Raw genomic sequence first — 26,073 nt, 5'->3', positions numbered from 1 at the left:
TCGGGGATCGAGCGCAGTTATGACGGTGATCTGCGGGGCAGTTCGGGTGTGACGCGGTATGAGGTGGACAACCTGGGGCGGGTGATGGGGCGGGCGAAGAGTGACAAGGCCCGGCCTGGCGCGAATCTGGTGACCAGCATTGATTCGCGGATCCAGGCGGTCACCGAGAAGCAGCTGGACAAGGCGATGAAGGAGGCCCGTAAGCAGCACGACAAGAACACGGGCCGCAACTACGAGGCGGACGCGGGCGCCGCCGTGGTGATGGAGAACAAGACCGGCCGGGTCGTGTCCATGGCCTCCAACCCCGAATACGACCCCAATGCCTGGGTCGGCGGCATAGATCAGGCGGAGTACAAGCGGCTGACGGGGAAGGACTCCAACTATCCGCTGCTGAACCGCTCCATCCAGGGCCTCGCGGCACCCGGCTCCATCTTCAAGGTGATCTCGACGGCGGCGGCCGTGAAGGCGGGCTACGACTTCGACGGCAGCTACAACTGCGGTGCTTCGTACAACGTGGGCGGCCAGACCTTCAAGAACTTCGAGTCCAAGGGCTACGGTCCGATCAGTCTCGGGCGCGCCCTGGAGGTCTCCTGCGACACCGTCTTCTACGACCTCGCGTACAAGCAGTGGCTTCAGGACGGCGGGAACAAGCCGAAGAAGGACGCGAACGACTGGTTCTACAAGACGGCCCACGACTTCGGCCTGGGCAAGGAGACCGGCATCGACCTCCCCAACGAGGTCACGGGCCGGGTCCCGGACCGTAAGTGGAAGAAGGACTACTGGGAGGCGAACAAGGACGCCTGGTGCGAGCAGGGCGAGAACGCCACGTCGTACGCGGACAGGATCGCCAAGGAGAACTGCGTCTCCGGGATGAAGATGCGCGCCGGTGACAGCGTCAACTACTCCATCGGCCAGGGCGACACCCTCGTCACGCCGATCCAGATGGCGACGATCTACGCGGGCATCGCCAACGGCGGCACGCTCTACGACCCGACGATCGGCAAGGCCATCGTCAGCGCCGACGGCAAGAAGACCGAGGAGATCGAGCCCAAGCCCCACGGCAAGCTGCCCGTCAGCAAGGCCACGCTCAAGCAGATGGACGAGGCGCTACAGGGCGTGACCACCCGCGGTACCGCGGCGTGGCGGTTCGGGCAGGCGGGCTGGCCTCAGGACGAGATTCCCGTACGAGCCAAGACCAGTACGGCCGAGGTCGCGGGCAAGCAGACCACGTCCTGGTTCGCGAGCTACACGGACGAGTACACGATCGTGATGACGATCTCCCAGGGCGGCACAGGGTCCGGCGCCTCGGCCCCGGCCGTGCGCGAGATCTACGAGGCGCTGTACGGAGTGACGGCGGACGGCGACGTCGACCCCGGCAAGGCGCTGCTGCCCAAGCCGCAGAAGGGCCTCCCGAAGATCGACAAGGACGGCACCATCGAGGCCCCCGACGACGTCCCCTACGCCTCCGCCTCCCGCAAGCGGTGAGCCGCGAGCCGTGCGCCGTGCGCCGTCTGTGGAGGGGGCGGTGCTAGAAGGGGGCCGGTCCGCTGCCCTCGGCGCGGATGAGCTTGCTGCCCCAGCCGTGCAGCAGCACCTCGCCCTCACGGCCGCTCTCGAAGATCCGCAGCACCGTCGGCCGGTCGACGAAGCGGCAGAAGTCCTCCAGCGGGTTGCCCGCCTTGAGGAGGCCGCTCCACTCCTCTTTGTGGTGATAGGTGTAGGCGGTCAGATCGGCCATCACATCGGTCTCGACACCGTCGAGGAGCAGGACCGCCGGTCCGCGGTAGGTCCGTTCTTCAGTCATCTGCCTCACTCCCACACCTCGGGTCCGCCACCACGCCACTCGATCAGCTCGTCGTCGTGGAGGTCGATGGTGGCGATGTCGAGCCCGGTCTGGCGAAGGAACTCGATCAGGTCGACCATGCCGTAGGCGACGCCGAGCGACCGCCCGTGGGCGGTGACGCGGCGGCCTCCGTCAGGGGGCGCCGGGTGGACGACGATGGGTACAGCCATGCATCCAGGCTGCGACGGTCTCCGCGGCGCCGCATCATGATCTTGACGCCGTGTACCGGCGTACGGGCGTACGGGCGCGGGCGGCCCGGCGCCGTACGGGCGCCGCCGGGGCGACCCGGACCGGACCGGTCGCCCCAGGCCGTCACCCCGGGCGGGTCACCGCGAGCAGCATGGCGAGCACGGTCAGCGCACCCGCGCAGCCGAGGGCCACCGTGGTGAGGCAGCGGGCCCTGAGCCGCCGGTAGCGCTCGCTGTACTCCGCGCGCAGTTCCGTGGCCCGGTGCGCGATCCGCAGGAGGACATCCCGGGAGAGGGCGAGCCGGTCTGCGGCGTAGACCCGCTCGACCTCCTCGCGCTGGGCGGTGGTCAGCCAGGGGAGCTGGTCGGCGAAGAGACTCGCCCGGCGCCCGGCCTCCCGCACCTCCGCGCTCCACAGCAGGTAGCCCTCCAGTCGGGCGAGGCCACGGGCGCTGTCCTCGTCCGGTCCCACGTCGGATGCGTCGGCTGCCACACGCTTCTCCTCGGCCGGAACCCTGCCGCTTCCCACTGTCCCGTCACTCCTGGCTCCGTCGCGCCTGCTTGTCGCCCGGTGCCACGGTGGCCGAGGCGTGGGGGCGGTTGTCGGCCTCGTCCAGGGTCAGCACGGCCGGGTGGTTCAGGTCGAAGGCGGGGGACTCGGACCGCACGCGCGGCAGGGTGACGAAGTTGTGCCGCGGCGGCGGGCAGGAGGTCGCCCACTCCAGCGAACGGCCGTAGCCCCACGGGTCGTCGACCTCGATCTTCTTGCCGTGCTTCGCCGTCTTCCAGACGTTGTAGAAGAACGGGAGCAGGGACAGGCCCAGCAGGAAGGAGCTGATGCTGGAAATGGTGTTCAGGGCCGTGAAGCCGTCCGCGTCGAGATAGTCGGCGTAGCGGCGCGGCATGCCCTCGGCGCCCAGCCAGTGCTGCACCAGGAAGGTGCCGTGGAAGCCGACGAACAGCGTCCAGAAGGTGATTTTCCCGAGCCGTTCGTCCAGCATCTTCCCGGTGAACTTGGGCCACCAGAAGTGGAAGCCCGCGAACATCGCGAAGACGACGGTACCGAAGACGACGTAGTGGAAGTGCGCCACCACGAAGTACGAGTCGGAGACGTGGAAGTCCATCGGCGGCGAGGCCAGGATGACGCCCGTCAGACCGCCGAAGAGGAATGTGACCAGAAAGCCGATCGTCCACAGCATCGGCGTCTCGAAGGAAAGAGATCCCTTCCACATCGTGCCGATCCAGTTGAAGAACTTCACACCGGTCGGCACCGCGATGAGGAAGGTCATGAACGAGAAGAACGGCAGCAGTACCCCGCCCGTGACGAACATGTGGTGCGCCCACACCGTCACGGAAAGGCCCGCGATGGCGATCGTCGCCGCGACGAGCCCGATGTAGCCGAAGATGGGCTTACGGCTGAACACCGGCAGGGTCTCACTGGCGATGCCGAAGAACGGCAGCGCGATGATGTAGACCTCCGGATGGCCGAAGAACCAGAAGAGGTGCTGCCACAGCAGCGCTCCCCCGTTGTCCGCGTCGAAGACGTGCGCCCCGAACTTGCGGTCCGCCTCCAGGGCCAGGAGCGCGGCGGCGAGCACCGGGAAGGCGAACAGCACCAGGACGGACGTGAGCAGCGCGTTCCAGGTGAAGATCGGCAGCCGGAACATCGTCATACCGGGCGCGCGCATGCAGATGATGGTGGTGATGAAGTTGACAGACCCCAGGATGGTGCCGAAGCCGGAGAGGGCCAGGCCCATGATCCACAGGTCGCCGCCGATGCCCGGCGAGCGGACCTCGTCGGAGAGCGGCGAGTAGGCGAACCAGCCGAAGTCGGCGGCTCCCTGCGGGGTGAGGAAGCCGCTCATGACGATGATGGATCCGAAGAGGAACAGCCAGTAGGAGAACATGTTCAGCCGCGGAAAGGCCACATCGGGCGAGCCGATCTGAAGCGGCATGATCCAGTTCGTGAATCCGATGAAGAGCGGGGTGGCGAACATCAGCAGCATGACGGTGCCGTGCATCGTGAACGCCTGGTTGAACTGTTCGTCCGAAAGGATCTGCATACCGGGGCGGGCCAGCTCGGCGCGCATGAAGAGCGCCATGATGCCGCCGAGGCAGAAGAACGTGAACGACGTGCACAGATAGAGCGAACCGATCTTCTTGTGATCGGTGGTGGTGAGCCAGTCGATGACGGCCGCGCCCCGGCGGCGTTTTCTGGTGGCTCTCTTCTCACTGCCCTCGGGCAGGGTTTCCGGCGTCACGTCCAGCGAGGTCATTCGCGTCCAGTCGCTCTCTTATCGTCCCGGCTCGACAGAGAGCGCCCCTCGACGGAACGGCCGCACCGTGAAGCAAGGCGGAGCGGCCTGGCCCTCTCATTGAACTGCTTGTTCCGGAGTGCATTTTCGTGGGTCGGACCCGTGGAACACGCAGATCAACGAATACCGGGAGTGTCGGCCGCTCCCGCCCCGTTTTTCGGGCCCCGCGCTGCCCTCGGTCGCGGGACCCGGCCGTCCTCAGTTGCGGGACTTGCTGCCGAACAGGACGCGGTAGAGGACGAGCAGGACGAGCGAGCCCGCGATCGCCGCCACCCAGGTCGCCAGGTCGAAGAACTGCTTCTCCACCGGCCGGTCGAGGAAGGTGGAGGAGAGCCAGCCGCCGATGAAGGCTCCGGCGATGCCGATGAGCGTGGTGCCGATCATGCCGCCCGGGTCGCGCCCGGGGAGGAGGATCTTGGCTATGGCCCCGGCGATGAGGCCGAGGATGATCCAGCTGATGATGCCCATGAGGGTGTCGCTCTCTTTCGCACGTGAGTTGATCTTCTACGCGATTGTAGAAACTGCGCGGTCACGAACCCTTCCGGGGGCTCGTGTAGTCGGGCCCGGTGTAGTCGGGTCCCGAGTAGTCGGGGCTGCTGTAGCCGGGCGTCGAGCCACGCCGTCCGGACGCGGCGTCCGTCCCGTCGGCCTCGTCCGTCCCGTCCACCCCGTCCGCCTCCCGCAGCGCGCGGGCGAGGAAGGGCAGCATGCCGTGCTCCAGCAGCGCCTCCCGCCACGCCTCGCGGGCCCGCTCCGCCTCCGTGCGCCGCGCACCGGTGTGCCCGTGCGGTGGCGAGGCGCGGTGGCGCGCGACGGTGACGAGCAGCCAGAGGATGCCGAGCGCCGCGGTGAGGGCGGCCAGCCCGGCGCCCGCCCACCCCGTCAGGACCAGGGATTCGGCGAGGTCGCGCTGCACTCCCGCCAGCTCCAGCGCGTACCCCAGCAGCAGGAAGATCACGGCCGCCGACCCGGCGATGACGGGCGCCATGACCGCGAGCGCGGACAGCAGTCCGCGCCTCCGCAGGCCACCGCTCCTGGCACGGCGGACGGCGTCGCCCGCGCGGGACTCCTTGGTGCGCAGGGCGACGTACGCGCGGTACTCCGCCTCGGCCCCCACCATGACGCGGCCCGACTCACGGCGCGCCCGCTCCCGCAGCCCGGCGGCGTCGATGCCGCCGGAGGAGCCGAGCAGCGCGTCACGTATCCGCGCGGTGCTCATCGCCTGGTGCAGCACGCGCTCGTAGTCCGCCCTGTCCTTCGACTGGAGCCGTACCCCCTTGTCACGCGTTCGCGCGATCCCCACGATCCCCTCCTGGACTCGGTAGGCCGGACGGCTGAATCTACAGCACTGTAGAAATTGGAGAGAGCCCGCGGCGGCGCCGTCCCGCGACCCAGGGGGCCGGACCTCAGCGGGAGTTGCCCGACCCGCCCCCGTGCGCCTCGGACATCTCGCGCACCGCGCCGCCCTCCCCGTGCGATCCCTGCGATCCCTGCGACCCTTGCGACGGCTCGCCCTCCACCTTCATCGCCTTGGCCTCGCTCTTGAGGATCCGCATCGACTTGCCCAGCGAACGCGCCGCGTCCGGCAGCTTCTTGGAGCCGAACAGCACGATCACCACCACGGCCACGATCAGCAGATGCCAGGGCTCCAGCCCGTTGCGCAGCATGCCCGCTCTCCCTCTCCTCGACCTTAGTTGCCTGTTTGCGCAACCATATCAACCGGGTTCCGGCGGTCGTAGCGACGCCTGGCCACCGTGAGGGCCAGCGCGTACAGCGCGAGGACGGGGACGAGCAGCAGGTAGTACGAGAGCGGCAGCGCGGTCAGGCCCAGCGCAGCGGCGGGCGGGGTCAGCGGGAACAGCAGCCCGACCACGGCGAGCCCCGCCGTGGCCGGCCGGAGCGGTCCCGCCACCCGGAGCCGGACCCGGGCCCCGGCACCGGCACCGGCACCGCTTCCCGCACCGGGGCGGCAGGTGCGCAGGAGGAGCATCACCAGCGCCTGGGTGAGGAGGTTCTCGGTGAACCAGCCGGAGTGGAAGCCCGCCTCGTCGCCCGCCAGCTCCCCACCGCCCAGGGAGAACGCGAGGACGCCGAACGTGGCGAGGTCGGCCGCCGCGTTGAGCAGGCCGAATCCGGTGAGGAAGCGGAGGAGGGCGCGAGGCCTCAGCCGCACGGGATGCCGCAGGCTCTCGGCGGCCGGCCGGTCGAAGGCGAAGGCCAACTGGGCGGCGTCGAAGCAGAGGTTCTGTACCAGGACCTGCGCCGGGAGCATGGGCAGGAAGGGCAGCAGCAGCCCCGCGCCGAGCATGGCGAGGACGTTGCCGAGGTTGGAGGAGAGCGTCACGCGCAGATAGCCGGTGATGTTGGTCCCGGCCGCGCGTCCCGCGAGGACGGCCTGGTCGATGGCGGTGAGGTCCTTCTCCGCGAGCACCACGTCGGCGGTCTCGCGCGTCACGTCGGCCGAGCCGCGCGGGCAGATGCCGACGTCGGCGGCGTGCAGCGCGGGCAGGTCGTTCACCCCGTCGCCGAGGAACCCCGTGGTGTGGCAGTGCGCGCGCAGCGCGGCCACGACGCGTGCCTTGTGCTCGGGCGTGCAGCGCGCGAACACCGTGGCATCGGCGGCCAGCGAGGCGAGTGCGGTGTCGGTGAGCCCGTCGATCCTGTCGGCGGTGACCACGGCGCCCGGCCGCTCCGGGTCCAGGCCCAGCTCACGGCAGACGCGGGCCGCCGTGCCGGGGTGGTCGCCGGTCAGCACCTTGACGGCGACGCCCCGGCGGGCGAGGTCGGCGAGCGCGTCGGCCGCCGAGGAGACGACAGCATCGCGCAGGGCGACGAACCCGAGGAAGGTGAGGCCGCGCTCGTCGGCCGGGGTGTACGGGCCGGGGCGCGCGGGCCGTTCCGCGACCGCGACCGCCAGCAGCCGCAGCCCCGAAGCGGCCAGCGCGGCGGCACGTGCACGCAGTTCCCCGCGCGCCGCGTCGTCGAGAGTACGGGTCGCCGCCGCGACGGGGGCGGGCGCTTCGGCGTCCGGCTCGTGGCCGTCCCGTACGTGGTCGCAGCGCGCCAGCACCTCTTCGACGGCACCCTTGACGACCAGCGTGTGCGTCGCGCCGTCGCCGTCGCCGTCGGGTCCGCACACGACCGCGCAGGAGAGGCGGCGCACGGAGTCGAAGGGGAGCGCGGCCACGCCCTCGCGCTCCCACAGCTCGCCTCCCCCCTCCTCGGGGTCGAGCGCGGCCACACCCTCCAGCAGCGCGTCGTCCAGCGCGTCCGGGGTGGGGAGGTCGGCGAGCTGAAGGGTCCAGAAGCTGTTGAGCGCGGCCCAGTGGGCGACGAGCGGGTCCGGGCGCCCCTCGGCGTCGAGCGAGCGGTCCAGCACGGGGCGGTCCTGGGTGAGCGTCCCCGTCTTGTCGACGCACAGGACGTCCATGGCGCCGAGGTCGTGCAGCGCGGGCAGCCGTCGCACGATGATCCCGCTGCCCCGCGCGAGCAGCGCGGAGCCGCGCGCGAGCGCCGTGGTCACGACGACCGGCAGCATCTCGGGGGTGAGCCCCACGGCCACGGCGACCGCGAAGGGCAGCGTCTCCAGTCCGCGTCCGCGCAGCGCCGCGTTGGCCATCAGCACGAGGGGCGGGGTCAGCAGCATGAACCGGATGAGGGTCCAGCAGACGCCGTTCACCGTACGGTCGAAGGCGCTGGGGCCGCGCCGTTCGGGCTCGCGGTAGGCACCGGCGAACCGGGTGTGCCGTCCGGTGGCGATGACGACAGCGGTCGCGCTGCCCGAGGTCACGCTGCTGCCCTGGAAGAGGAAGCGCGGCTGCGCGAAGAGGCCAGGGGCACCGGTTCCGTCCCCCGCTCCGTCAACGGGCCCGTCCCCCGGCCCGTCGGCGGAGTGCTTCGGGACCGGCGCCGACTCGCCCGAGAGCGCCGACTGATGAACCGTCAGCCCCGTGGCACGCAGGACGAGCGCGTCGGCCGGCACCAGCTCGCCTGGCCCGAGCTGGATCACGTCGCCGGGGACGAGTTCGCCGACCGGCAGCTCCCTGGCGACGGAGCGGGCGGGGCGGGCGAGGTGGGAGCCGTCCGCAACGCGCCGTCGCACGGTCGCCGTCGCGGCGACGAGTTCACGCAGCCCGGCCATGGCCCGGCCGGCGCGGTGCTCCCCCGTGGAGCGCAGCGCGCAGCTCACCGCGACCAGCAGCGTGATCACACACGCGGTGCCCCACGAGGCCACGGCGGCGGAGACCAGGCCCAGCGCGAGCAGCACGGTCGTGAACGGGTCGCGGAGACCTCCCACGAAACGCCGAGCCCAGGAGGCGGTGTGCGACCCCGGCAGGACGTTCTCCCCGTACCGGCGCAGCCGCTCCGCCGCCTCGTCCTCCGACAGCCCTCTCGGTCCGGCGTCCAGCGCGCGCAGGATCTCCAGGGTGGTGAGGTGTTCGGCGTCGGCGCAGGAGGCCACGCGTACGTCGCGCGGGCCGCGCGTCTCGCGTGCGTCCGCCGCTTCCGCATCTGGCGCATCCGCTTCGGCCGCTTCGGTGTCCACCGCTTCCGCCACGGGGGTCAGCGCGCCCGTTCGCCGTCCGGGCCCCGCGCGTCCCCCGGGCGGTTCAGGCCCCCATGTCACGCACGGATCCCGGCGGTGTCACGGCCCCCTGGGTCCCCTGGATTCCCTGGGCCCCCTGGGACCGCTGGGCCAGCCGTCCGACCAGCAACTGGACGACGCTGACGACGTCGGGATCGTCGACGAGATAGACCACGCGACGCCCCTCGCGGCGCGAGCGCACCAGACCTGCCAGCTTCAGCTTGGCCAGGTGCTGGCTCACCGCGGGCAGCGCGCCGCCCACCCGCTCGGCGAGCCCGCTGACATCGCTCTCCCCCTGTGCCAGCGCCCATACGATGTGCAGCCGCGCGGAGGAGGCCAGCAGCCCGAAGGTCGCGGCGGCCTCGGCCAGTACCGCTGCCGGCGGATCCGCAAAGCCGTCGCCGTCTTCCGTCACGCTCGCTCTCCCCTTCGCCGGGGCAACCGCCCTCGCCCCTCGTGCCCCGTGCCTGGTCATGGCCGGTGCCCCAGTCTAAGGACGACGCCGCGACGCGAGGGCGCCGCGTGGAGGCTGCGCAAAGCGTTGACGCGTCATCACCTTCTGCCTATGTTGCCGTTCGAGTTCACGACCGACGTTCGAAATACCGTACACACGCTCACCCGCACCTCGCGTCCGACCCCTGGCCCCCTGGCCTCCTGGAGGCATCCATGCCACAACTGCCACGCCAACGGTGGAAGCTCAGATTCGTCCCCGTCGTCCTGCTCTCCTGCGCGCTCGCCCTGCCCACCGCGGCCCAGGGCGACCCGGCCCCCGAGCCCACCGACTACTCGCTCAGCATCGACACCGGCGCGAAGGGACCGGCCATCGAGGACACCATGCACGGCGTCTTCTACGAGGACATCAACCGCGCCGCCGACGGCGGCCTGTACGCCGAGCTGGTGCAGAACAGGTCCTTCGAGTACGGCCCCGCCGACAACGCCTCGTACACGCCGCTTACCTCCTGGGACACGGCCGCCGAGGGCGGTGCGGGCGGCGCGCTGGAGGTCGTCGACGACGGCGGCCGGCTGAACGAGCGCAACCGCCAGTATCTGCGTCTCGATCTCGACGGCAACGGCGAGGGCCCCGGCAGCGGGTACGGGGTCGTCAACTCCGGCTACACCACGGGCATGTCCGTGCGCGCGGGCAAGAAGTACGACTTCTCCGTGTGGGCGCGCACCGACCAGAAGCGGGGCACGCCGCTGACCGTCGGCCTGCGGAGCAAGGACGGCGACACGGCCGTCAGCACCCCGCTGCGCGCCACGGTGCGCGGGGACCGCTGGACCAAGTACACGGGGACGCTGACCGCGCGGACCACCGACACGTCGGCGCGGCTCGCGGTACTGGCGGGCGGCGCGGGAACGGTGCGCCTCGACATGGTCTCGCTCTTTCCGCGCGACACCTACAAGGGCAGGACGAACGGGATGCGCGCGGATCTCGCGGAGAAGATAGCCGCGCTCGATCCCGGATTTCTGCGCTTCCCCGGCGGCTGTCTCGTGAACACGGGAAGCCATGAGGCGTACGAGGGGCCCGGCTACGAACGTCGGCGCTCTTACCAGTGGAAGGACACCATCGGACCCGTCGAGGAACGGGCAACGAACGCGAACTTCTGGGGCTACAACCAGTCCTACGGCATCGGCTACTTCGAGTACTTCCAGTTCGCCGAGGACATCGGCGCGATGCCGGTACCCGTCGTACCCGCCCTCGTCACGGGCTGCGGCCAGAACAAGGCGACCGAGGACGAGGCACTGCTGCGGCGGCACATCCAGGACACCCTGGACCTCATCGAGTTCGCCAATGGTCCGGTCTCCTCGGAATGGGGCGCTAAGCGGGCGCGGATGGGACATCCGAAGCCCTTCGGTCTCACCCGGCTCGAAGTGGGCAACGAGGAGAATCTGCCCGACGAGTTCTTCGCACGCTTCACCGAGTTCCGCGAGGCGATCGAGGCGGAATACCCCGATGTGACCGTCATCAGCAACTCGGGCCCCGATGACAGCGGCACCACCTTCGACCGCGCCTGGGAACTCAACAGGCAGGCCGATGTCGACATGGTCGACGAGCACTACTACAACAGCCCGGCGTGGTTCCTGGAGAACAACGACCGCTACGACTCCTACGACCGCGAGGGCCCCAAGGTCTTCCTCGGCGAATACGCGTCCCAGGACAACCGCTTCGCCAACTCCCTCGCCGAGGCCGCCTACATCACGGGCCTGGAACGCAACGCGGACGTCGTCTCCATGGCTTCCTACGCGCCGCTCCTCGCCCATGAGGACGCGACGCAGTGGCGCCCTGACATGATCTGGTTCAACAATGAGAAGTCGTGGGGCTCGACCAGCTACGAGGTGCAGAAGCTCTTCATGAACAACGTCGGTGACGAGGTCGTCCCGAGCCGCGCTTCCGCCACCCCCGCCACCAGCGGGCCGATCACCGGCGCCGTCGGCCTGTCCACCTGGGCCACCAGCGCCGCCTACGACGATGTGAAGGTCACCTCGCCCGACGGCGGGACGCTGTTCAGCGACGACTTCTCGGGCGACGCCTCGCGCTGGACCAAGGCCACGGACAAGGGCGCGTGGGCGGTCGAGGACGGCGCGTACGTGCAGTCCGACGCCGCCGCCGAGAACACGCTCGTGACCGCGGGCGACACCGGGTGGCACGACTACGACCTGCACGCGAAGGCCACCAAGCGCTCCGGCAGCGAGGGCTTCCTGCTCGCGTTCGGCGTCAAGGACACGGGCAACCACTACTGGTGGAACCTCGGCGGCTGGGGCAACACGCGCTCGGCGGTGGAGAAGACCACCGACGGCGCCAAGCAGACCATGACCGAGGACGACACGAAGATCGAGACGGGCCGCGCCTACGATCTGCGCGTCGAGGTGCGCGGGCGCCAGGTGACGCTGTTCCTGGACGGGGAGAAGTGGGGCTCCTTCACCGACGACAAGCCCGCCGAGCCGTTCCGTCAGGTGGTGACCCGCGACAAGGCCACGGGCGAGCTGGTGGTGAAGGTCGTCAACGCGCAGGACTCCCCCGCGCGCACCCGCGTCGACTTCGGCGAGAAGGCGCAGGTCGGCGGCACCGCGCGGCTGACGACGCTCCAGGGCGACCCGGACGCGGTCAACACGGAGACCTCACGTCCGATCCAGCCGCGCACCTCGACGCTCGACGGGATCGGCAACACCTTCACCCATACATTCCCCGCCAATTCCGTCACGTTCCTGCGCGTCAAAGCGAGGTGACGGCAGCGGGTGATACCCGGCACAGGAAACCGTGAAACTTCTCAAATACGACCAAAAGGAGAATGCATCGTCACACCCAAGGCGGCCGAGAATCACGAGGGGTGAGTGAGGGAGGCCGCTCATGAGGCGCCCGGGATGCCGGGCGCCTCACATATCACCGGCACAGCGGACAGACGCAGCTGACGGACACAGCAGAGGGCCCCGCGAAATGCGGGGCCCTCTTTCGCGCGGTTCAGTGTGCCTGAGCGTAGGCGTCCTGGATATTGGCCGGGATGCGACCCCGCTCATTGACCTCGTAGCCCTGCTCCCTGGCCCATTCACGGATCTTGGCGGTGTCCTGGCTCGGCACCGTCCTCTTGGAAGCGGTGGCGGTGGTGCCGCGGCCCCGCTTCTGCTTCCGCCCGGCCTTGATGAAGGGCTGCAAGACATCCATGAACTTGTCATAGGAGTCCGACGCGAGGTCGATTTCATACACGACGCCGTTCACGGCGAAGGTGTGGGTCTGAGCGTCCTCACTCTCCTTGCCTGTGAGGTCGTCAGTAACGATGGTGATGACCTTCTGAGCCATGCAGTGCCTCCACAAAGTTCCGTATGGCGACACATCATCGCCGAAAGTCCGATCACACGTCAATTCCAGAGAGTTTCGATAGCTTCACGATCCCCTGGAGCCTCCCCCGTCGGGGAGGATTCCACTCGAAAAACTTCTCGCCCAAGACCGCCCCGTCCGCCACGAGCACGGTTTTCCGGGGCTTCCCGCCGTTTCCCGCCCCGTCCGTCGGCACGGGAAGCGCCGACGCCGCGCACCCGCCGGGCAGTCCGTCGCGGGACGAAGGGGGCCGCCCGCGCAAACGGCAAGGAGAACACCGGCGCGCGCGGGTGCACACGGATGTTCGGTATGCCCCGCGCCACGCTCGTCCCCGATTCCGTGGTTGATGTGGCCCACGTGTGGGACTTGTTGAGGGTGCTCGCGGGAGCCGCGCGGGAAGGCCCCTTCCCCGACCGCGCACGGGCGGGTCGGCGGATGGCCACGACGGCGGACCGGGCTCGCCCCCACTTCAGACCGCAACCGACCGCCCCTGGAGGGATGGAGTGCACCAACTGATCGCCGCACCGTTCCTGGACGAGTATTTCGTTCTCCGCCCCGGCAGCAGGCGGGGGCTGAGAATCCCCGCCCGCCGCTTCGCCGAACTCCAACGGTGTGCCGGGGCCGGAGAGGCGGTGCCCACGTGGCTCCATCGCCCCGCACATCAGCAGTGGGGCATCGAAACGGCCGCTCTCGCCCCACCGGAAGCGGTGCTCGTGCGCAGCCCCTCACGCTTCGCCTACGGACGCGCGTCCTACGAGCTGAATTTGGGCTGCAACTTCGGCTGCCGTCACTGTTATCTCGGCGAGAAGGAATTCTCCGGCCTTCCCTGGCCCGAACGCGCCAGGCTTCTGCGCCTTCTGCGGGACGCCGGAGTGGTGTGGTTGCAACTGACCGGTGGTGAGCCCACCATCGACCCCCACTTCCCCCAGGTGTACGCGCTCGCCTACGACCTGGGCATGATGCTCGAAGTCCTCACCAACGGATCCCGCCTCCACGACCCGGCGCTGCTCACGCTGCTCACCGAACGGCCCCCGTACCGGCTGACCCTGAGCGTCTACGGCGCCCAGGAGGCCACGTTCGACGGGCTGACGAGGCGGCGCGGCGCGTGGAAGTCCTTCAGACGCGGACTCGAAGCGGCCCGCGAAGCCGGGCTGCCGGTGGAGCTGAGCGTCGTCGTCACCCGTGAGAACGCCCACGAGGCGGCGGAGATGCACGCCCTCGCACGGCGGTACGGGGCCCGCTCGCGCGAGTACAGCAGCATCTCCCCGACCATCTACGGCGGCGCCGAGACCCTGCTCTCCCAGTCCGCCGTACGACGGGAGAAACGGGCGCCCTTCACAGGATGCGACGCGGGGCACACGTCGCTGCACGTCGATCCGCACGGGCTGGCCAGCATCTGCAAGGTGGCGCGCGACAAGAAGGTCCCGCTGCTGGACGACGGCGTCGACGGGCTCTCCCGGCTGGGAGGCATCGCGGACGGCCTGCTGCGGCGGCAGGGCGGCTGCGCCGGCTGCGCGCTCAGCGGCTCGTGCGGCACCTGCATGCCGCTGGCGGCCCTCTTCCGCCGGTCCGGGGCGCCCCTGCGCGCCTACTGCGAGCACACCGAAGAGAGGACGTAACCCCTCGTGTCACTCACGCCCGTGGAGAACCCGGTGCCGCCTCCCGCAAGCGGGACCGGGGTATCACCCGTATGGGTGGAGATCCAACCGCGCCGACCGTCCGACGAGGAGGAGATCGAGATCGTTCCCGACCTCGATGTGCTGGTCAGCACCGAGGTCATGCTGAGCTGCGGGGAGGACAACCCCTACTGAGGCAGCCCTGACCGGGGCCGCTCTCTCCTGGGTGAGCGGCCCCTGCGGGCCCCCACGCACTCATAGACTCCCCGCGTGGTGACCAAGAGGAAGCGCTGGGAGGACCTCCCCCACCCCGTGCGCGACGCCGTCCTGGAGCGCACCGGCCCCGTCCTCGGGGCCGAGTCCGCCGGGACCGGCGCCAACAGCGCGGTGGCCGCCTCCCTGCTGCTCGCTTCGGGCGGCCGGGTGTTCGTCAAGGGCCTCCCCTCCGGTCACCCCCGCGTGTGGACGCAGCGGCGCGAGGCCGCCGTCGGTCCGTACGTACAGCCCGTCGCGCCCTGGCTGCTGTGGCACCTGGAGCGGGCGGGCTGGAGTCTGCTCGGCTTCGAGCACCTGTCAGGACCGACGGCGGACTTCTCCCCCGGTTCGGCCGACATCCCCCTCGCCGTTGAGGCGCTCACCGCGCTGGGCCGCCTCCGCTGTCCGGACATCGAGGTCAAGCGGGCCACGGCACGCTGGGCCGCCTACCTCGACGATCCGGCCGACGCCGCCCTCTTCGACGGCGACGCGCTGCTGCACACCGACTGGAACCCCACCAACGTGATCGTGCGGGACTCCGTCGCGCGCGTGGTCGACTGGGCCTGGCCGACCCGCGGTGCTTCCTGGATCGACCCGGCCTGCTGGGTCGTCTGGCTCACCGCCGAAGGACACGCCCCCGACGAAGCCGAACGCTGGGCAGCGAAGATCCCCTCCTGGACCGCGGCCCCCGATCCCGCCCTCGATCTCTTCGCCTCCGCCCAGGCCCGCCTGTGGCGCGGCATCGCGGACGACGCGCTCGCGCGCGACTGGACGCGGCGCCTCGCCGGGGCGGCCGCCCGATGGGCACGGCATCGCGCGAATCCCTGAATTTGAGGTTTTGCCCGTGAACAGCGACCTCTCGATCCATGCCTCCCAGAGCCTCGTGGCACCCGACGGAGAGCTGGTCGACATCGACGTGGAGATGGTGCCCGTCATCCAGTCCCTGTGGCAGATGGGATACGGCACCACCGCCTGCTGCCAGGACGTCGGCGAGGCCACGGCCGCTCTGCGCGCGGCCAGGAAGGCCCCTTCCCGCTATGGAGGGGACGGCTTCATCGCATTCCACCGGGGCTACGCGCTCCTCAAAATGCCGGTTCCCGACGCCCGCCGCCTCATTACGCTGCTGCTGACGACGGAGACCTTCCACCAGCGTGTCCGCACGCCCTGGCGTGCGGGTTCCTGGCGAAAAAACGTCCCCCTTCTCTGTGACGAGTCCTCCGTGGATCTCTCCCCCAACGCGCTGCTGCACTTTCCCAGGAATCAGATCAGCGAACTCGCCAAATTCCTCGCCGAGACCGCTGGGCCGAGGGGCCACCGGCCGGTGCGGTGACGGTGACGGCGGGTCCCAGGGGTGCGGCCGGGGGCCGGGGGGCCGTCGCGCGGGCGGCGTCGGAGCGCACGTAGACCGTCCGGGTTCCGCGCCACCCGACCGGCAGCACGCCTCGCGACGGAGTCGCCCGGAAAAGAAATTTCCGGCCCCCGGACGAGCGGTACCGCCGTCGTCCGGCACGCCAACTCGCCCTGGATTCCGCGTCATTGGAAGCCCGGAAAGCGGAGTTTGTGCATTCTATGAAAATTGCACGACTTCACGCTTATGGTCCAAATTGCGAGCCTTGTGGTTCTACGCTCCAATGGTTGGCGTAAGCGAAACCACGCTTCCCAATGAGGGGATGGTGTCATGTTTTCCACTGAGCCCGAGACCAGGACCACGGGACTGGACACAGACATCGAGGCTGCTCTGAACCCGATCGAGGCGGACGGCGTCTTCCGCGACTCCCGCAAGTGCGCCGGACTGGCCCTCGCGTCCGGAGGCGGCCACCTGCTGCTTTCGCCGCCCACTCCGCGGCCGAAGAAGGGCTGAACGGGGTTATAGATGGAGCAGTCAAGCGCTACCTCCCCTTTGGCGGGCGCAGTGCTGGACCTTGCTTCGGAGGTGGTCTCCGCCCTCAGGGGCGGGGACCACTCCTCTGTGGTCCGGACGACGGCCGGCATCGGCGAGAACGACGACGTGGGCATCGCGGCGGTACGCGTACTGGGAGCGGATGTGCTGCTGCCCAGCACCATGCTCCGGCTTCCTCCCCAGCAGGACGACCTCGCCGTCTTCCAGCAGGCCGTGCGCGCCTTCCCGCCGGGAGCCGACGCCTCCGCCGCGACGGCGTGGAGCCACTGGGCCATGCGGCGGACGCTGCGCTCCCTCGACGGGGCCGTCTCCGCCGGCCTCCCGTCGGCGCCGGTACGGGCGGACACGGCGGCGCACGACGCGATGGACGCTTCCGACGAGCCCGACGCGTCGTGGCTGCGGGACACACCGTGGCAGCAGCTCACGCATCACCTCGCCGTGCTGAGCGCCCTGGCCGTGCCCTCCGTCGACTCGGGGGTGGCGCGGGCCGCCGGTGAGCGTCCGGTCGACGTGGCACGGGGCTTCGTGCGCGCCGTCAGGCGCCGCGACTGGCTCCAGGCGGCCGGTGCGGGACGCTGGCTGGCGGTGCTCGACGGGGTGCCCGCCACCCTCGGCCTGGACAGCGGGCTCGAATTCGTCCTCCATATGGGAGGCACGGACCCACGAGTGGCACTGCATGTGCAGGCGGCCCAGCTCATGCGGGGCGGAGACCGCTCGTGACGGCGGAGCAGCGCACCGTGGACGGCGGCGCGCGGGATGTGGCCCGCGCGGCACTGGACTGGCTGCACGGGAACCGTGACCGCTTCCGCCTGCCCGACGATGTCCTGGCCCCTGACACCAGCGTCGACCGGACGCTCAAGCCGCTCGGTGAACTCGCCCAGATGTGCACCTCGATGCGGCAGCACACCGGACCTGACGACCCCCACCATCTGCGCGCGGCGGAGCTGGTGGAGTTCGCGTGGCGGGAGACGGGCGAGGGCGCGCTCTTCCTCGACCTGTTCCGCTCCGAGCCCGCTGCGACCTACCCGCTGGAGATCTACGCGGCCTTCGCCGGGGGCGGTCTCCGGCACGCTCCGGCCGAGGACTTCGCGCGGACCGTGGCGCGCACCCGCGCCTGGGCCCTGACCGAGCAGCAGCCGAACCGGCGCCTCGGCGTACTCAACTCGGAGCGCCGCATCGGCCTGCCACCGCACGACTCGCCCAGGGAAGCGCTGCGCCGCACCTGGCTCGGAGGCCTGCCCGAGCCGTGGACCTTCGAGTGCGCCTCGGGCTACACGCTGACGCACGTCGTCTTCCACCTCACCGACTGGGGCAACACCCCGCACGCGGTGCCGCCCGACATCGAGGACTACCTCGCCACATGGCTGCCTTCCTGGCTGGACACCTGTGTGGAGGACGAGCAGTGGGACCTGACGAGCGAGCTGCTCGCGGTCGCCGCGAGCCTCCCCGACCCGCGGCGCGCCGCCACGGACGACGCGGTGCGCGCGGCATGGGCCGCGCTCGCGGCGGCCCAGGACGGTTCGGGCGCCCTGCCCGAGGTGGGGCCCGGCAGCCGTGGCAGCCAGGGGCGGGACGTGGAACGGAACTTCCTCGACTGCTACCACTCGACGCTGATGGCCGCCTTCGCCGCGGTCCTCACCCTCGCGCACGACCACGGTGACCTCGGCCACGACCGCGGCGAAGAGGCGGCGGACGCGGTACGCGTGGGGAACGGAGGGCACACATGACCAGCACCCGGCTCATCCACGAGGTGGGCGCACGCGCCATGGAGTGGCTCTACGCCAACCGGGACGGCTTCCGGCTCGAACCCGACGCGGACCCGGACGTCGGGTTCCTGGACCGCTTCAAGCCCGTCGGCGAACTCGCGCTGATCAGCAAGGTGCTCTTCCGCGAGGGGGTCGCGGGCTCCCAGCAGGCGTCCCTCGCGCGCAAGCTGCTCGACCACGCCTGGCGGGAGGTGCTGGACGGCGGACGCATGCTCGTCGAGGGACAGCGGACAGAACCCATCTCCGCCGTGCCGTTCGACACCTACTTCCCGTTCAAGGAGCTGGGCTACTCCGAGCCCGAGCTGGAGCGGGCCGTGCGGCTGAACCGGCGGCTGGAGAGCTGGGCGGCGTTCGAGGTGACGCCCGTGCGGCGGCTGGGCCTCTCCACCTTCGAGCGGCGCCTCGGGCTGGAGCCCAGTGTGCCCGTCGAGGAGGCCATGTCCCGCACCTGGCTGGCCCGTACACCCGAGCCGTGGACGGTCGAGGGCCACATCGGCTACGACATCACGCACACCGTCTTCCACCTCACCGACTGGGGCGAGAACCCGGAGGGGCTGCCGCCACGCATCGCCGACTACCTCGCGACGTGGCTGCCCGTGTGGATCGACGACTGGCTGGACCTGCGGCGCTGGGACCTGCTCGGCGAACTCCTCGTCGTGGACGCCTGTCTGCCCGAGCCCACCCTGGACGAGCGGGCCTGGGAGGGATTCGCCGCAGCGCAGGGCCAGGACGGTGCCATGCCCGCGATCGGCGAGATGCCCGAGGGCGAGCGGGACGACGTCTTCGACCTCGTCTACCACCCGACCCTCGTCGCGGCGTTCGCCTCCACGCTGGCCACCTCCCGCTCGATGTCCGCGCTGGCGGGGAGCCCCGTGTGAGCTGCGGCGAGGGCGCTCTGACGGCGGCGCCCGCGCCGCCTGCCGGGAGCGCGCCGCGCGGTGGGGGCACGCCGCGCGACCGGCTCGAAGCGGCCGTCGACGAGACCGTACGGGCCATCGACGCGCCCGATGTCGTCGTGGCGGTCTCCGTCGACGGGCACCGCACCGTGCGCTGCGGCGGCACGGCCCCTCCCCCGACCGTCCCCCGTGAACTGCTGCGCTACGAGATCGGCTCGGCCTCCAAGACCTACGCGGGGCTGCTGCTCGCGGCGCTGACGGGGTGCGGGGGCGGGGGCGGGGGCGGGAGCGACACGGACGGGCTGCCGCGCGCGGGGCGGGGGCAGCTGAGCCTGGGCGATCCGGCCGTCGTGCATCTGGACCCCGGGCGGCCCGTCGGACGGCACCCGGTGACGCTGCTGCACCTGATCACGCACACGTCCGGGCTGCCTCCGCTGCCCGCCGACTTCTATCCGCAGGCGCTGCGGAACTGGTCGGCGAACCCCTACGCCGGGTACTCGGGCGACCGGGTGGTGGACGCCTTCCTGCGGAGCAGGCCGCGGCACCGTCCGGGCACGCGCTGGCGCTACTCCAACTTCGGCGTCTCCGTGCTCGGTCACACCCTCGCAGCGGCCATGGGCACCCCGTGGGAGGACCTGCTGACGTCGCGGGTGCTGACGCCGCTGGGCCTGACGGGTACCGCGCTGCGCCCCGGCGGCCGGGAGACGGACGCCGTCGGACGGGGCAAGGACGGGGTGAGCGAGGTGCCGCCGCTGCTGATCGGCGGCCTCCAGGCGGCGGGCGCCGTCAGGGCCACCCCGCACGATCTGCTCACCTTCCTCGAAGCGCATCTGCGGCCCGGCGAGGGCCCGTTGGGCGGCGCGCTGCGCACGGTGCGGCACCCGCTGCTGCGGCGCGGCCTCGACCACCGGCACGTGCACACGCTGACCTGGTTCCAGCACCCGAGTGATCGGGGGCCCGTCTGTTTCCACGCGGGGGCCACCCGAGGTCAGCAGGCGTTCCTCGGGTTCAGCCCCGAGACGGGCACGGCGGTCGCGGTCCTCGCGACCCGGCGGCTCCGCGTACGCGGCGACGCGTTCACCGGCGCCGCGTACTCCCTGCTCACCGACGCGCTCTGACGACCGACGCTCTGACGACGGGGCACCGGCGGGCCCCGTTCACCCGCGTGTGACGCGCGTGGCCCCGCTGGGCTCCCGGTCCATCACGCCTTCGCGGTCCGTCGCGGACTCGTCGAGGAGGCGGGCCACGACGTGGTCCAGGGCGCGGTCGAGGCGGGTGCGGTCCTCGGGGTCGGTGATGTCCCAGTCCTGGAGGCCGTGTTCGAGCCAGCGGCGCCACGCCGCGCCGATGCGCTCCAGTTCGGCGGTGCCGGCCCCTGACAGCGCGAACCGTTCGCCGTCCCGCTCCGCGTAGCCCTCCCGTGCCGTGTGGTCGAAGACGGGCTCCAGCACCTCGGGCGGCAGCTGGTGCGCCCTGGCGACGGCGCCCAGTGTCGCGCCCTCGGGCAGCTTGGCGTGCCAGTGGATCTGGAGCAGCACCCACGCCTCGGCCACGGTGAGGGGCGTTCCCGCGTCGGCGAGGATGCGCTGCTGCACGGGGTGGCTCTTGGTCCTGTGCATGACGGCGGCCACGGCGCGCTCCAACTGACGTTCCGCGTCCGCCGAGTCGGGAGCCGAGAAGCCCTCGCCCATGTCGCCCGCGCCCGCACGCGCGCTGTCGCGCAGCGGCACCTCCTTGAGGAACCAGGCCACCACGAAGCCGACGAGGGCGACGGGCACGACCCACTGGAAGACGTAGTCGACGGTCTCCGCGTACGCCTCGATGACGGGCCTGGCCCGGGCCTCGGGGAGAGCGTGCAGCCCCTGGGGGCTCTGGACGGCCTCGGGCGGCACCCCGGGCGACTCGGCGAGGGCCTGCTCAAGGTTCGGGTCGAGCTGTCCGCTGTAGAGGGTGCCGAAGATGGCGGTGCCGAAGGAGGAGCCGAGGGTGCGGAAGAAGGTGACGCCGGAGGTCGCCGAGCCGAGTTCGTGGTACGCGACGGTGTTCTGCACGGCGATCGTCAGCACCTGCATGGCCAGGCCGATGCCGAGCCCCAGCACGAACATGTAGAGGGATTCGAGCCAGGTGCCGGTGTCCGGGCCCATCGTGGACATCAGGAACAGACCGAGGGCCATGACAGCGGTGCCGAGGATCGGGAAGACGCGGTATCTGCCCGTACGGCTGACGACGATGCCGGACAGCATGGAGGTGCCCAGCAGACCGGCCACCATCGGAAGCGTCCGCACGCCGGACGACGTCGCCGAGACGCCGTCCACGTACTGGAGGTAGGTCGGCAGGTACGTCATCGCGCCGAGCATCGAGAAGCCGACGATGAAGCTGAGGACGGAGCAGACCGTGAAGACCGGGTTGCGGAACAGGTGCATCGGCAGCATCGGTTCCTTCGCCCGCAGCTCCACGAGCACGAAGCCGGTCAGCGCGACGACGGACCCGGCGAAAAGACCGATGATGACGGCCGAGCCCCAGGGGTACTCGTTGCCGCCCCACTCCAGGCCGAGGACGAGCCCCGAGGCGCCCAGTGCCACCAGCACGATGCCGAGGTAGTCGATGACGGGGCGGACTGCCGAGCGCACGACGGGGATGGTCCGCGCGGCCATCACGATCATGACGAGGGCGATGGGGATGTTGACGTAGAAGCACCAGCGCCAGGAGGCGTGGTCGGTGAACAGCCCGCCCAGGGTGGGCCCGACGACGGTGGTGATCCCGAAGACGGCGCCCAGCGCGCCCTGGTACTTGCCGCGTTCGCGCAGCGGGATCACGTCCGCGATGAGGGCCATCGCGGTGACCATGAGGCCACCGCCGCCGATGCCCTGGACCGCGCGGGCCGCCACGAGCATGAGCATGCTGTCGGCCGCACCGGCGAAGACCGAGCCGCCGATGAAGACGACGGCGCTGAGCTGGAAGACGACCTTGCGCCCGAAGAGGTCGCCGAACTTGCCGACCAGGACCGTGGAGACGGTCTCGGCCAGCAGATAGGCGGTGACCACCCACGCCATGTGCCCGCCGCCGCCCAGGTCGGCGACGATGGTGGGGAGCGCGGTGGAGACGATCGTCTGGTCGAGCGCGGCCAGGAGCATGCCCAGCACGATCGTCACGAAGACGAGGTTGGTGCGGCGCCGGGAGAGCGCGGGCGGCGTCGGTCCCGTGTCCCCGGTGCCCCCGGGCTCCCCGGTGCCCTCGGTCGCCGTGGCCTGTGCTGCCATCCGCGCTCCCTGGGCTGTCGGGGCTCTCGGCGAGAGTGATCGACGGTGATCGTTCCAGGGGTAGCACGGAAGCCCGGACCCGGCCATCGGCGCGGGGCCGGTGGTGGTGAGGGGGCAGGGCCGGTGGTGAGGGGGTTCCGGTGAGGCCCGCTGGGGGCCTCACCGGAACGGGCGCGCCGCCCCGTCCCCACGGTGCGGCGCGTACAGGCCGCCGTCCTCCGCTCGCGACGACGGCCTGTGCTCAAGGGCGCCCGGACAGTCCGAGCGCGGGCAGCACGGAGGCTTCGAGGAAGCGGGTGAGGTAGGGCCCGTCCGCGAACCGCCCTTCGAGCAGCGGCCTGGCCCGCAGCACGCCGAGCAACTGGGGGGCGACGAACTCGATGGCCGGGTCGTCGGCGGCCACCTCGCCGCGCTCGACGCCGCGCCTGACCATGGCCTCGATCGCGGCGACCTCGGGTTCGATCAGCGCTTCGTGCAGGGCGCGCAGCAGTTCCGGGTTGTGCAGGGTCGCGTGGCCGAGCGCGTGCAGGAGCGGGGTGTCCCGCCCCGATCCGGCGCCGATGGAGCCGGTGGCCGCGCGCAGGTCGTCGGCGAGCGAGCCGGTGTCGATGCCCGCGAGGCGCACCTGCCGGGTGCCGCGCAGCGCGGCGGCGACGAGCCGTGGCTTGGTCTTCCACTGGCGGTAGAGCGTGGACTTGGAGCACCGGGTTCGGGCGGCGACGCCCTCCATGGTCAGTACGTCGTAGCCCCCCTCCCTGAGCAGGTCGAGCACGGCCTCGTACAGCTCCAGCTCCCGCTCGGGGGTGATCTTGGAACGGCGTGCGGAGGCCGGGGGCGCGGTGGTCGTGGCGTCCGCCGCCGTTGCCGCGGCTGCTGTGGTTGCCGCGGTCGCCGCGGTCACGGTGTCCTGCGTCGGCATGGCTCTTCCCTCGCTTCTGGAGGCCGTATCGACCGTATCGATACGCGAGTGTACCGATACGGTGGCGTATCGGTACACTCGCGTATCGCAGCAACAACACCGTTCCGTCATGCAAAGGGGCCGCGCGATGAGCGCCCTGACCGAGCCGCCGGCCGAGCCCGCACCACAGGCCCCGGAACAGACCCTGGCACCGCTCCCGGCCGAGCCGCCGGCGGAGCCCTCCGCGCCCGGCCCCCGCGCCGCACGGCCCCCGCTCGTCCGTGAGCTGCTGCTCGTCGCGGGCCTCTTCCTCGTCTACAAGTTCGGCAGGCAGGCCGCGAACGGGCACGAGGCCCGCGCTTTCCGCAACGCCGACCGCGTGTGGGGCGCCGAGCGCGCGGCGCACCTGCCGGGCGAGGGCATCGTGCAGCATGTGCTGCTGCACAGCGAGACGCTGATCCATCTCGCGAACACGTACTACGCGGCGGTCCACTTCCCCTCGACCGTGCTCTTCCTCTGCTGGCTCTACTGGCGCCGACCCGCGCACTACCTCCGCTCGCGGCGCGTGCTGGCCACCGTGACGGGGGCCGCGCTCGCGCTGCATCTGCTGATGCCGCTCGCCCCGCCCCGCATGCTCACCGCCGCCGGGCTGGTGGACACGGCGCAGGTGTACGGGCCCTCGGTGTACGGCGCCGTACCGGAGAGCGATTCCATGGCGAACCAGTTCGCCGCGATGCCCTCGCTGCACTTCGGCTGGGCGGTGGCGGTGGCGGCCGGGCTCATCACCGCCACCCGTACCCGCTGGCGCTGGCTGTGGCTGCTGCACCCGCTGGCCACGCTGCTCGTGGTCGTGGGCACGGCCAACCACTACTGGCTGGACACGATCGCGGCCACCGTCCTGCTCGCCCTGGCCGCCACGCTCATCCGCCTGCCGGGCGGGCGGGGCGGTGGCCACGGGCCCGGGCCGCACGAGGACGCCGCCCCGGCGCGGGAGAGGAAGGGCGCGGGAGAGGAAGGGCGCGGGCAGACGGCGGTACGGGCGCGGGAGAGGAAGGGCGCGGGCAGACGGCGGTACGGGCGCGGGAGAGGAAGGGCGCGGGCAGACGGCGGTACGGGCGCGGGGCGGCACGGCACGGCGCGGCCCGGAGCGAGGGGCGCCGGGGTGCGGCTGCCCGTTCCGTGTCCGGACGGGGACGGCCCACGGTGACAAGGACCCACCCTCCGTACTCCACCAGGCGCAGACCCCCTACGCGCCGGGTCCCCCACCGTCGCCCCTGAAGGGCCGTAGGTGCTTCGTCGGCATGGTGTATCCCCTCCCGACCGCTCCCGCGGCCCGGCCGACGGGCTGGTCGGCCGCACGGCGTACGGCTCCGTCCCCCGTCCCATGACCCCCTCCGGAGGCACGCGGCTCACCACGGAGGAGCGCCGGGGAGCGTGCATGTCCCGTCGGAGCGGGGTGACGGCACCCGAATTCGACACTTCCATAGACGGCTGCGCATCACAGCGTAGACAATCGGCAGACAGACTCCACATGGATGTCCGGGCTCCGGGGCAATGCCCCCTCGCACGGACATCCGGTCCCGCTCCCACCTTCCCGTCGCGCGATGCGCGGGGATAGCGTCCGGAGCGCGGCGGACCGCGCCCTCCCCCCCCTCGGGGCGCGGTCCGCGTTTTTCGCCGGTGCCACGGCCCGTGCCCCTCGTTCCCCGGTGGCCTCGCCCCCGGCTTCCTGGCCCGGCCCGCAGGTCCCGCCGCTCCTCCCGTCGCCAGGCCGAGGCAACCGATTGGCCGAACGTCTCGGGAGCGGCCCCGTCGTTGGCACTGTGTGATCACAGTCGAGCCACTCCCGCCCCACACAGCACCATGCGCCCCACGGCCGCGCGGGCACGGGCCGGAGTCGGCCGATGGCCGCCTGCCCCGCCTGGTCCGCCCGCGCCACGCGTGGTGCCGTCCGGCGTCCGCGCCGGGACGCCCGTGCGCCCGCACGCCCCACATGACGCCGAGGTCCGGCACACCGTGCGCCGGGACGGGTCTCCAGGCCGGGCCGTACGAGAGGAAGGCTTGATGAGCAAACGTCAGAAGGGCCGTAAGCACCGCACGGTCAACCGCACGCCCCGCCCGCGCGGAGCGGGCCGCCGCACGAGCGGGGCCTTGCCCGAGCAGACCGGTTCCGCGCCGCCGCCCCGCGCGCAGGCGCCGGAGCCCACCGCGAAGGCGTCCACGGCAAAGGCTGCCGCGACGGAAACGGAAGCGGGCACGAGCGGGGGTACCGGCGCGGGAGGGGACGCCGCGGTCTTCTCCGGGCCCGCGCGGGACGGCGGCCTCGGCCGCAACGCGGCCCGCACCTGGGAGCGGCTGGAGGGCAGCGCGGACGGGACCACCGTGGACGAGCTGTGCGTGAGCGTCGGCTACACCGCGCCCACCATCCGCAAGCACCTGTCGGGCCTGGCCAAGCACGGCATGGCCGAGGAGCGGGACGGTCGCTGGTACGCGGCACCTGACGCGCGGCCGACGCCCTCGGAGCGCGAACCCGATGTGTATAAGAGACAGCTGCAACAGCGGCTCAAGCTGCGGGTCGACGGCGAACTGGTCGACGCGCCCGCCGCCACCCGCGACCCCGAGCCCGCCGCCCCGCACCGGTCCGCCCGTGGCTTCCTCGACACCGGGCTGGTCTCGGCGTTCCTGCTGGCCGGGTTCGTCTCCTTCTACGCCTCCGCCGACCCGGACGGCCTGGAGC

At 71.2% G+C, this 26,073-nt stretch carries 23 protein-coding genes and 1 pseudogene; 12 read left to right on the top strand and 12 right to left on the bottom strand.

The annotated features are described in order from the left end of the window. On the top strand, positions 1–1,485 hold a 1,485-nt coding region (locus ACWGJ2_RS30620), incomplete at its 5' end, for a penicillin-binding transpeptidase domain-containing protein (RefSeq protein ID WP_453349522.1). Between the two features lie 43 nt (positions 1,486–1,528). Here the strand turns inward: ACWGJ2_RS30620 and ACWGJ2_RS30615 are convergent. The 9 genes from ACWGJ2_RS30615 to ACWGJ2_RS30575 form a co-directional block, all read right to left on the bottom strand. Beyond that, positions 1,529–1,804: a hypothetical protein gene (locus tag ACWGJ2_RS30615; RefSeq protein WP_453349521.1), complete on the bottom strand. Its 276-nt coding sequence runs from the start codon at positions 1,802–1,804 to the stop codon at positions 1,529–1,531. 5 nt (positions 1,805–1,809) lie between these two features. Further along, the gene (locus ACWGJ2_RS30610) at positions 1,810–2,013 is read right to left on the bottom strand and encodes a hypothetical protein (RefSeq protein WP_453349520.1); all 204 of its coding nucleotides are present in this window, start codon (positions 2,011–2,013) and stop codon (positions 1,810–1,812) included. Positions 2,014–2,155: 142 nt separating this feature from the next. Next, complete coding sequence (locus ACWGJ2_RS30605) at positions 2,156–2,503, bottom strand: hypothetical protein (protein WP_453349527.1); 348 nt, start codon at positions 2,501–2,503, stop codon at positions 2,156–2,158. Positions 2,504–2,567: 64 nt separating this feature from the next. Next, the gene (ctaD, locus tag ACWGJ2_RS30600) at positions 2,568–4,307 is read right to left on the bottom strand and encodes an aa3-type cytochrome oxidase subunit I (RefSeq protein ID WP_453349519.1); all 1,740 of its coding nucleotides are present in this window, start codon (positions 4,305–4,307) and stop codon (positions 2,568–2,570) included. A gap of 237 nt (positions 4,308–4,544) precedes the next feature. Then, a complete protein-coding gene (locus ACWGJ2_RS30595) occupies positions 4,545–4,814 on the bottom strand; it encodes a GlsB/YeaQ/YmgE family stress response membrane protein (RefSeq protein ID WP_453349518.1) in 270 nt (89 codons plus the stop codon). Positions 4,815–4,875: 61 nt separating this feature from the next. Then, positions 4,876–5,649, bottom strand: coding sequence for a hypothetical protein (locus ACWGJ2_RS30590; protein ID WP_453349517.1), 774 nt, complete (start codon positions 5,647–5,649; stop codon positions 4,876–4,878). Positions 5,650–5,752: 103 nt separating this feature from the next. Beyond that, positions 5,753–6,013, bottom strand: a complete 261-nt coding sequence (gene tatA / locus ACWGJ2_RS30585; RefSeq protein WP_453349516.1) for a Sec-independent protein translocase subunit TatA — start codon at positions 6,011–6,013, stop codon at positions 5,753–5,755. A gap of 23 nt (positions 6,014–6,036) precedes the next feature. Further along, the gene (mgtA, locus tag ACWGJ2_RS30580) at positions 6,037–8,913 is read right to left on the bottom strand and encodes a magnesium-translocating P-type ATPase (protein ID WP_453349526.1); all 2,877 of its coding nucleotides are present in this window, start codon (positions 8,911–8,913) and stop codon (positions 6,037–6,039) included. 43 nt (positions 8,914–8,956) lie between these two features. Continuing rightward, positions 8,957–9,346, bottom strand: coding sequence for an ArsR/SmtB family transcription factor (locus ACWGJ2_RS30575; protein WP_453349515.1), 390 nt, complete (start codon positions 9,344–9,346; stop codon positions 8,957–8,959). A 251-nt stretch (positions 9,347–9,597) separates the two neighbouring features. Between ACWGJ2_RS30575 and ACWGJ2_RS30570 the strand changes: the two genes are divergently transcribed. Continuing rightward, on the top strand, positions 9,598–12,159 hold the full coding sequence (locus ACWGJ2_RS30570) for an alpha-L-arabinofuranosidase C-terminal domain-containing protein (protein ID WP_453349514.1): 2,562 nt from the start codon (positions 9,598–9,600) through the stop codon (positions 12,157–12,159). A 232-nt stretch (positions 12,160–12,391) separates the two neighbouring features. Here ACWGJ2_RS30570 and ACWGJ2_RS30565 read toward each other — a convergent pair whose 3' ends face one another. After that, on the bottom strand, positions 12,392–12,727 hold the full coding sequence (locus tag ACWGJ2_RS30565; protein WP_453349513.1) for a histone-like nucleoid-structuring protein Lsr2: 336 nt from the start codon (positions 12,725–12,727) through the stop codon (positions 12,392–12,394). A gap of 521 nt (positions 12,728–13,248) precedes the next feature. On the opposite strand from ACWGJ2_RS30565, the gene ACWGJ2_RS30560 reads away from it, so the two are divergent. The 8 genes from ACWGJ2_RS30560 to ACWGJ2_RS30525 all read left to right on the top strand — a co-directional run bounded on the left by ACWGJ2_RS30560 (position 13,249) and on the right by ACWGJ2_RS30525 (position 20,296). Next, the gene (locus ACWGJ2_RS30560) at positions 13,249–14,364 is read left to right on the top strand and encodes a radical SAM protein (RefSeq protein WP_453349512.1); all 1,116 of its coding nucleotides are present in this window, start codon (positions 13,249–13,251) and stop codon (positions 14,362–14,364) included. A gap of 267 nt (positions 14,365–14,631) precedes the next feature. Then, on the top strand, positions 14,632–15,444 hold the full coding sequence (locus ACWGJ2_RS30555) for an aminoglycoside phosphotransferase (protein WP_453349511.1): 813 nt from the start codon (positions 14,632–14,634) through the stop codon (positions 15,442–15,444). A gap of 16 nt (positions 15,445–15,460) precedes the next feature. Continuing rightward, on the top strand, positions 15,461–15,946 hold the full coding sequence (locus ACWGJ2_RS30550; RefSeq protein WP_453349510.1) for a hypothetical protein: 486 nt from the start codon (positions 15,461–15,463) through the stop codon (positions 15,944–15,946). A gap of 348 nt (positions 15,947–16,294) precedes the next feature. Next, positions 16,295–16,477 (top strand): hypothetical protein, encoded by a 183-nt coding sequence (locus ACWGJ2_RS30545; RefSeq protein ID WP_453349509.1) that lies wholly within the window; start codon positions 16,295–16,297, stop codon positions 16,475–16,477. A 12-nt stretch (positions 16,478–16,489) separates the two neighbouring features. Then, positions 16,490–17,236 carry a hypothetical protein gene (locus ACWGJ2_RS30540; RefSeq protein ID WP_453349508.1) on the top strand — a complete coding sequence of 249 codons (747 nt, stop codon included), beginning with the start codon at positions 16,490–16,492 and terminating at the stop codon, positions 17,234–17,236. After that, a complete protein-coding gene (locus ACWGJ2_RS30535; RefSeq protein ID WP_453349507.1) occupies positions 17,233–18,243 on the top strand; it encodes a DUF6895 family protein in 1,011 nt (336 codons plus the stop codon). The genes ACWGJ2_RS30540 and ACWGJ2_RS30535 overlap by 4 nt, the downstream gene beginning before the upstream one ends. Further along, positions 18,240–19,160 carry a DUF6895 family protein gene (locus ACWGJ2_RS30530; RefSeq protein WP_453349506.1) on the top strand — a complete coding sequence of 307 codons (921 nt, stop codon included), beginning with the start codon at positions 18,240–18,242 and terminating at the stop codon, positions 19,158–19,160. The genes ACWGJ2_RS30535 and ACWGJ2_RS30530 overlap by 4 nt, the downstream gene beginning before the upstream one ends. Then, positions 19,157–20,296, top strand: a complete 1,140-nt coding sequence (locus ACWGJ2_RS30525; RefSeq protein WP_453349505.1) for a serine hydrolase domain-containing protein — start codon at positions 19,157–19,159, stop codon at positions 20,294–20,296. Before ACWGJ2_RS30530 ends, ACWGJ2_RS30525 begins: the two co-directional genes overlap by 4 nt. Positions 20,297–20,335: 39 nt before the next feature. Here the strand turns inward: ACWGJ2_RS30525 and ACWGJ2_RS30520 are convergent, their stop codons facing one another. Further along, on the bottom strand, positions 20,336–22,438 hold the full coding sequence (locus tag ACWGJ2_RS30520; protein ID WP_453349504.1) for a DHA2 family efflux MFS transporter permease subunit: 2,103 nt from the start codon (positions 22,436–22,438) through the stop codon (positions 20,336–20,338). A gap of 241 nt (positions 22,439–22,679) precedes the next feature. Continuing rightward, on the bottom strand, positions 22,680–23,357 hold the full coding sequence (locus ACWGJ2_RS30515; RefSeq protein WP_453349503.1) for a TetR/AcrR family transcriptional regulator: 678 nt from the start codon (positions 23,355–23,357) through the stop codon (positions 22,680–22,682). Positions 23,358–23,484: 127 nt separating this feature from the next. Here ACWGJ2_RS30515 and ACWGJ2_RS30510 point away from each other — a divergent pair, with 127 nt between their 5' ends. Continuing rightward, on the top strand, positions 23,485–24,543 hold the full coding sequence (locus tag ACWGJ2_RS30510) for a phosphatase PAP2 family protein (protein WP_453349502.1): 1,059 nt from the start codon (positions 23,485–23,487) through the stop codon (positions 24,541–24,543). Positions 24,544–25,400: 857 nt separating this feature from the next. Continuing rightward, positions 25,401–26,073: pseudogene (locus ACWGJ2_RS30505) on the top strand (hypothetical protein); the annotation flags it as partial.

The sequence above is a fragment of the Streptomyces sp. NPDC054796 genome (assembly GCF_053611545.1).
The sequence above is the reverse complement of the archived record's forward strand: the minus strand, read 5'-3'. Positions and strand labels throughout refer to the sequence as shown.

Excerpts from the sequence above, each read along its gene's own strand:
- ACWGJ2_RS30615 (WP_453349521.1), bottom strand. The coding sequence starts at position 1,804 with ATGACTGAAGAACGGACCTACCGCGGACCGGCGGTCCTGCTCCTCGAC.
- ACWGJ2_RS30610 (WP_453349520.1), bottom strand. The coding sequence starts at position 2,013 with ATGGCTGTACCCATCGTCGTCCACCCGGCGCCCCCTGACGGAGGCCGC.
- ctaD (WP_453349519.1), bottom strand. The coding sequence starts at position 4,307 with ATGACCTCGCTGGACGTGACGCCGGAAACCCTGCCCGAGGGCAGTGAG.
- ACWGJ2_RS30595 (WP_453349518.1), bottom strand. The coding sequence starts at position 4,814 with ATGGGCATCATCAGCTGGATCATCCTCGGCCTCATCGCCGGGGCCATA.
- tatA (WP_453349516.1), bottom strand. The coding sequence starts at position 6,013 with ATGCTGCGCAACGGGCTGGAGCCCTGGCATCTGCTGATCGTGGCCGTG.
- ACWGJ2_RS30570 (WP_453349514.1), top strand. The coding sequence starts at position 9,598 with ATGCCACAACTGCCACGCCAACGGTGGAAGCTCAGATTCGTCCCCGTC.
- ACWGJ2_RS30565 (WP_453349513.1), bottom strand. The coding sequence starts at position 12,727 with ATGGCTCAGAAGGTCATCACCATCGTTACTGACGACCTCACAGGCAAG.
- ACWGJ2_RS30545 (WP_453349509.1), top strand. The coding sequence starts at position 16,295 with ATGTTTTCCACTGAGCCCGAGACCAGGACCACGGGACTGGACACAGAC.
- ACWGJ2_RS30540 (WP_453349508.1), top strand. The coding sequence starts at position 16,490 with ATGGAGCAGTCAAGCGCTACCTCCCCTTTGGCGGGCGCAGTGCTGGAC.
- ACWGJ2_RS30530 (WP_453349506.1), top strand. The coding sequence starts at position 18,240 with ATGACCAGCACCCGGCTCATCCACGAGGTGGGCGCACGCGCCATGGAG.
- ACWGJ2_RS30520 (WP_453349504.1), bottom strand. The coding sequence starts at position 22,438 with ATGGCAGCACAGGCCACGGCGACCGAGGGCACCGGGGAGCCCGGGGGC.
- ACWGJ2_RS30515 (WP_453349503.1), bottom strand. The coding sequence starts at position 23,357 with ATGCCGACGCAGGACACCGTGACCGCGGCGACCGCGGCAACCACAGCA.
- ACWGJ2_RS30510 (WP_453349502.1), top strand. The coding sequence starts at position 23,485 with ATGAGCGCCCTGACCGAGCCGCCGGCCGAGCCCGCACCACAGGCCCCG.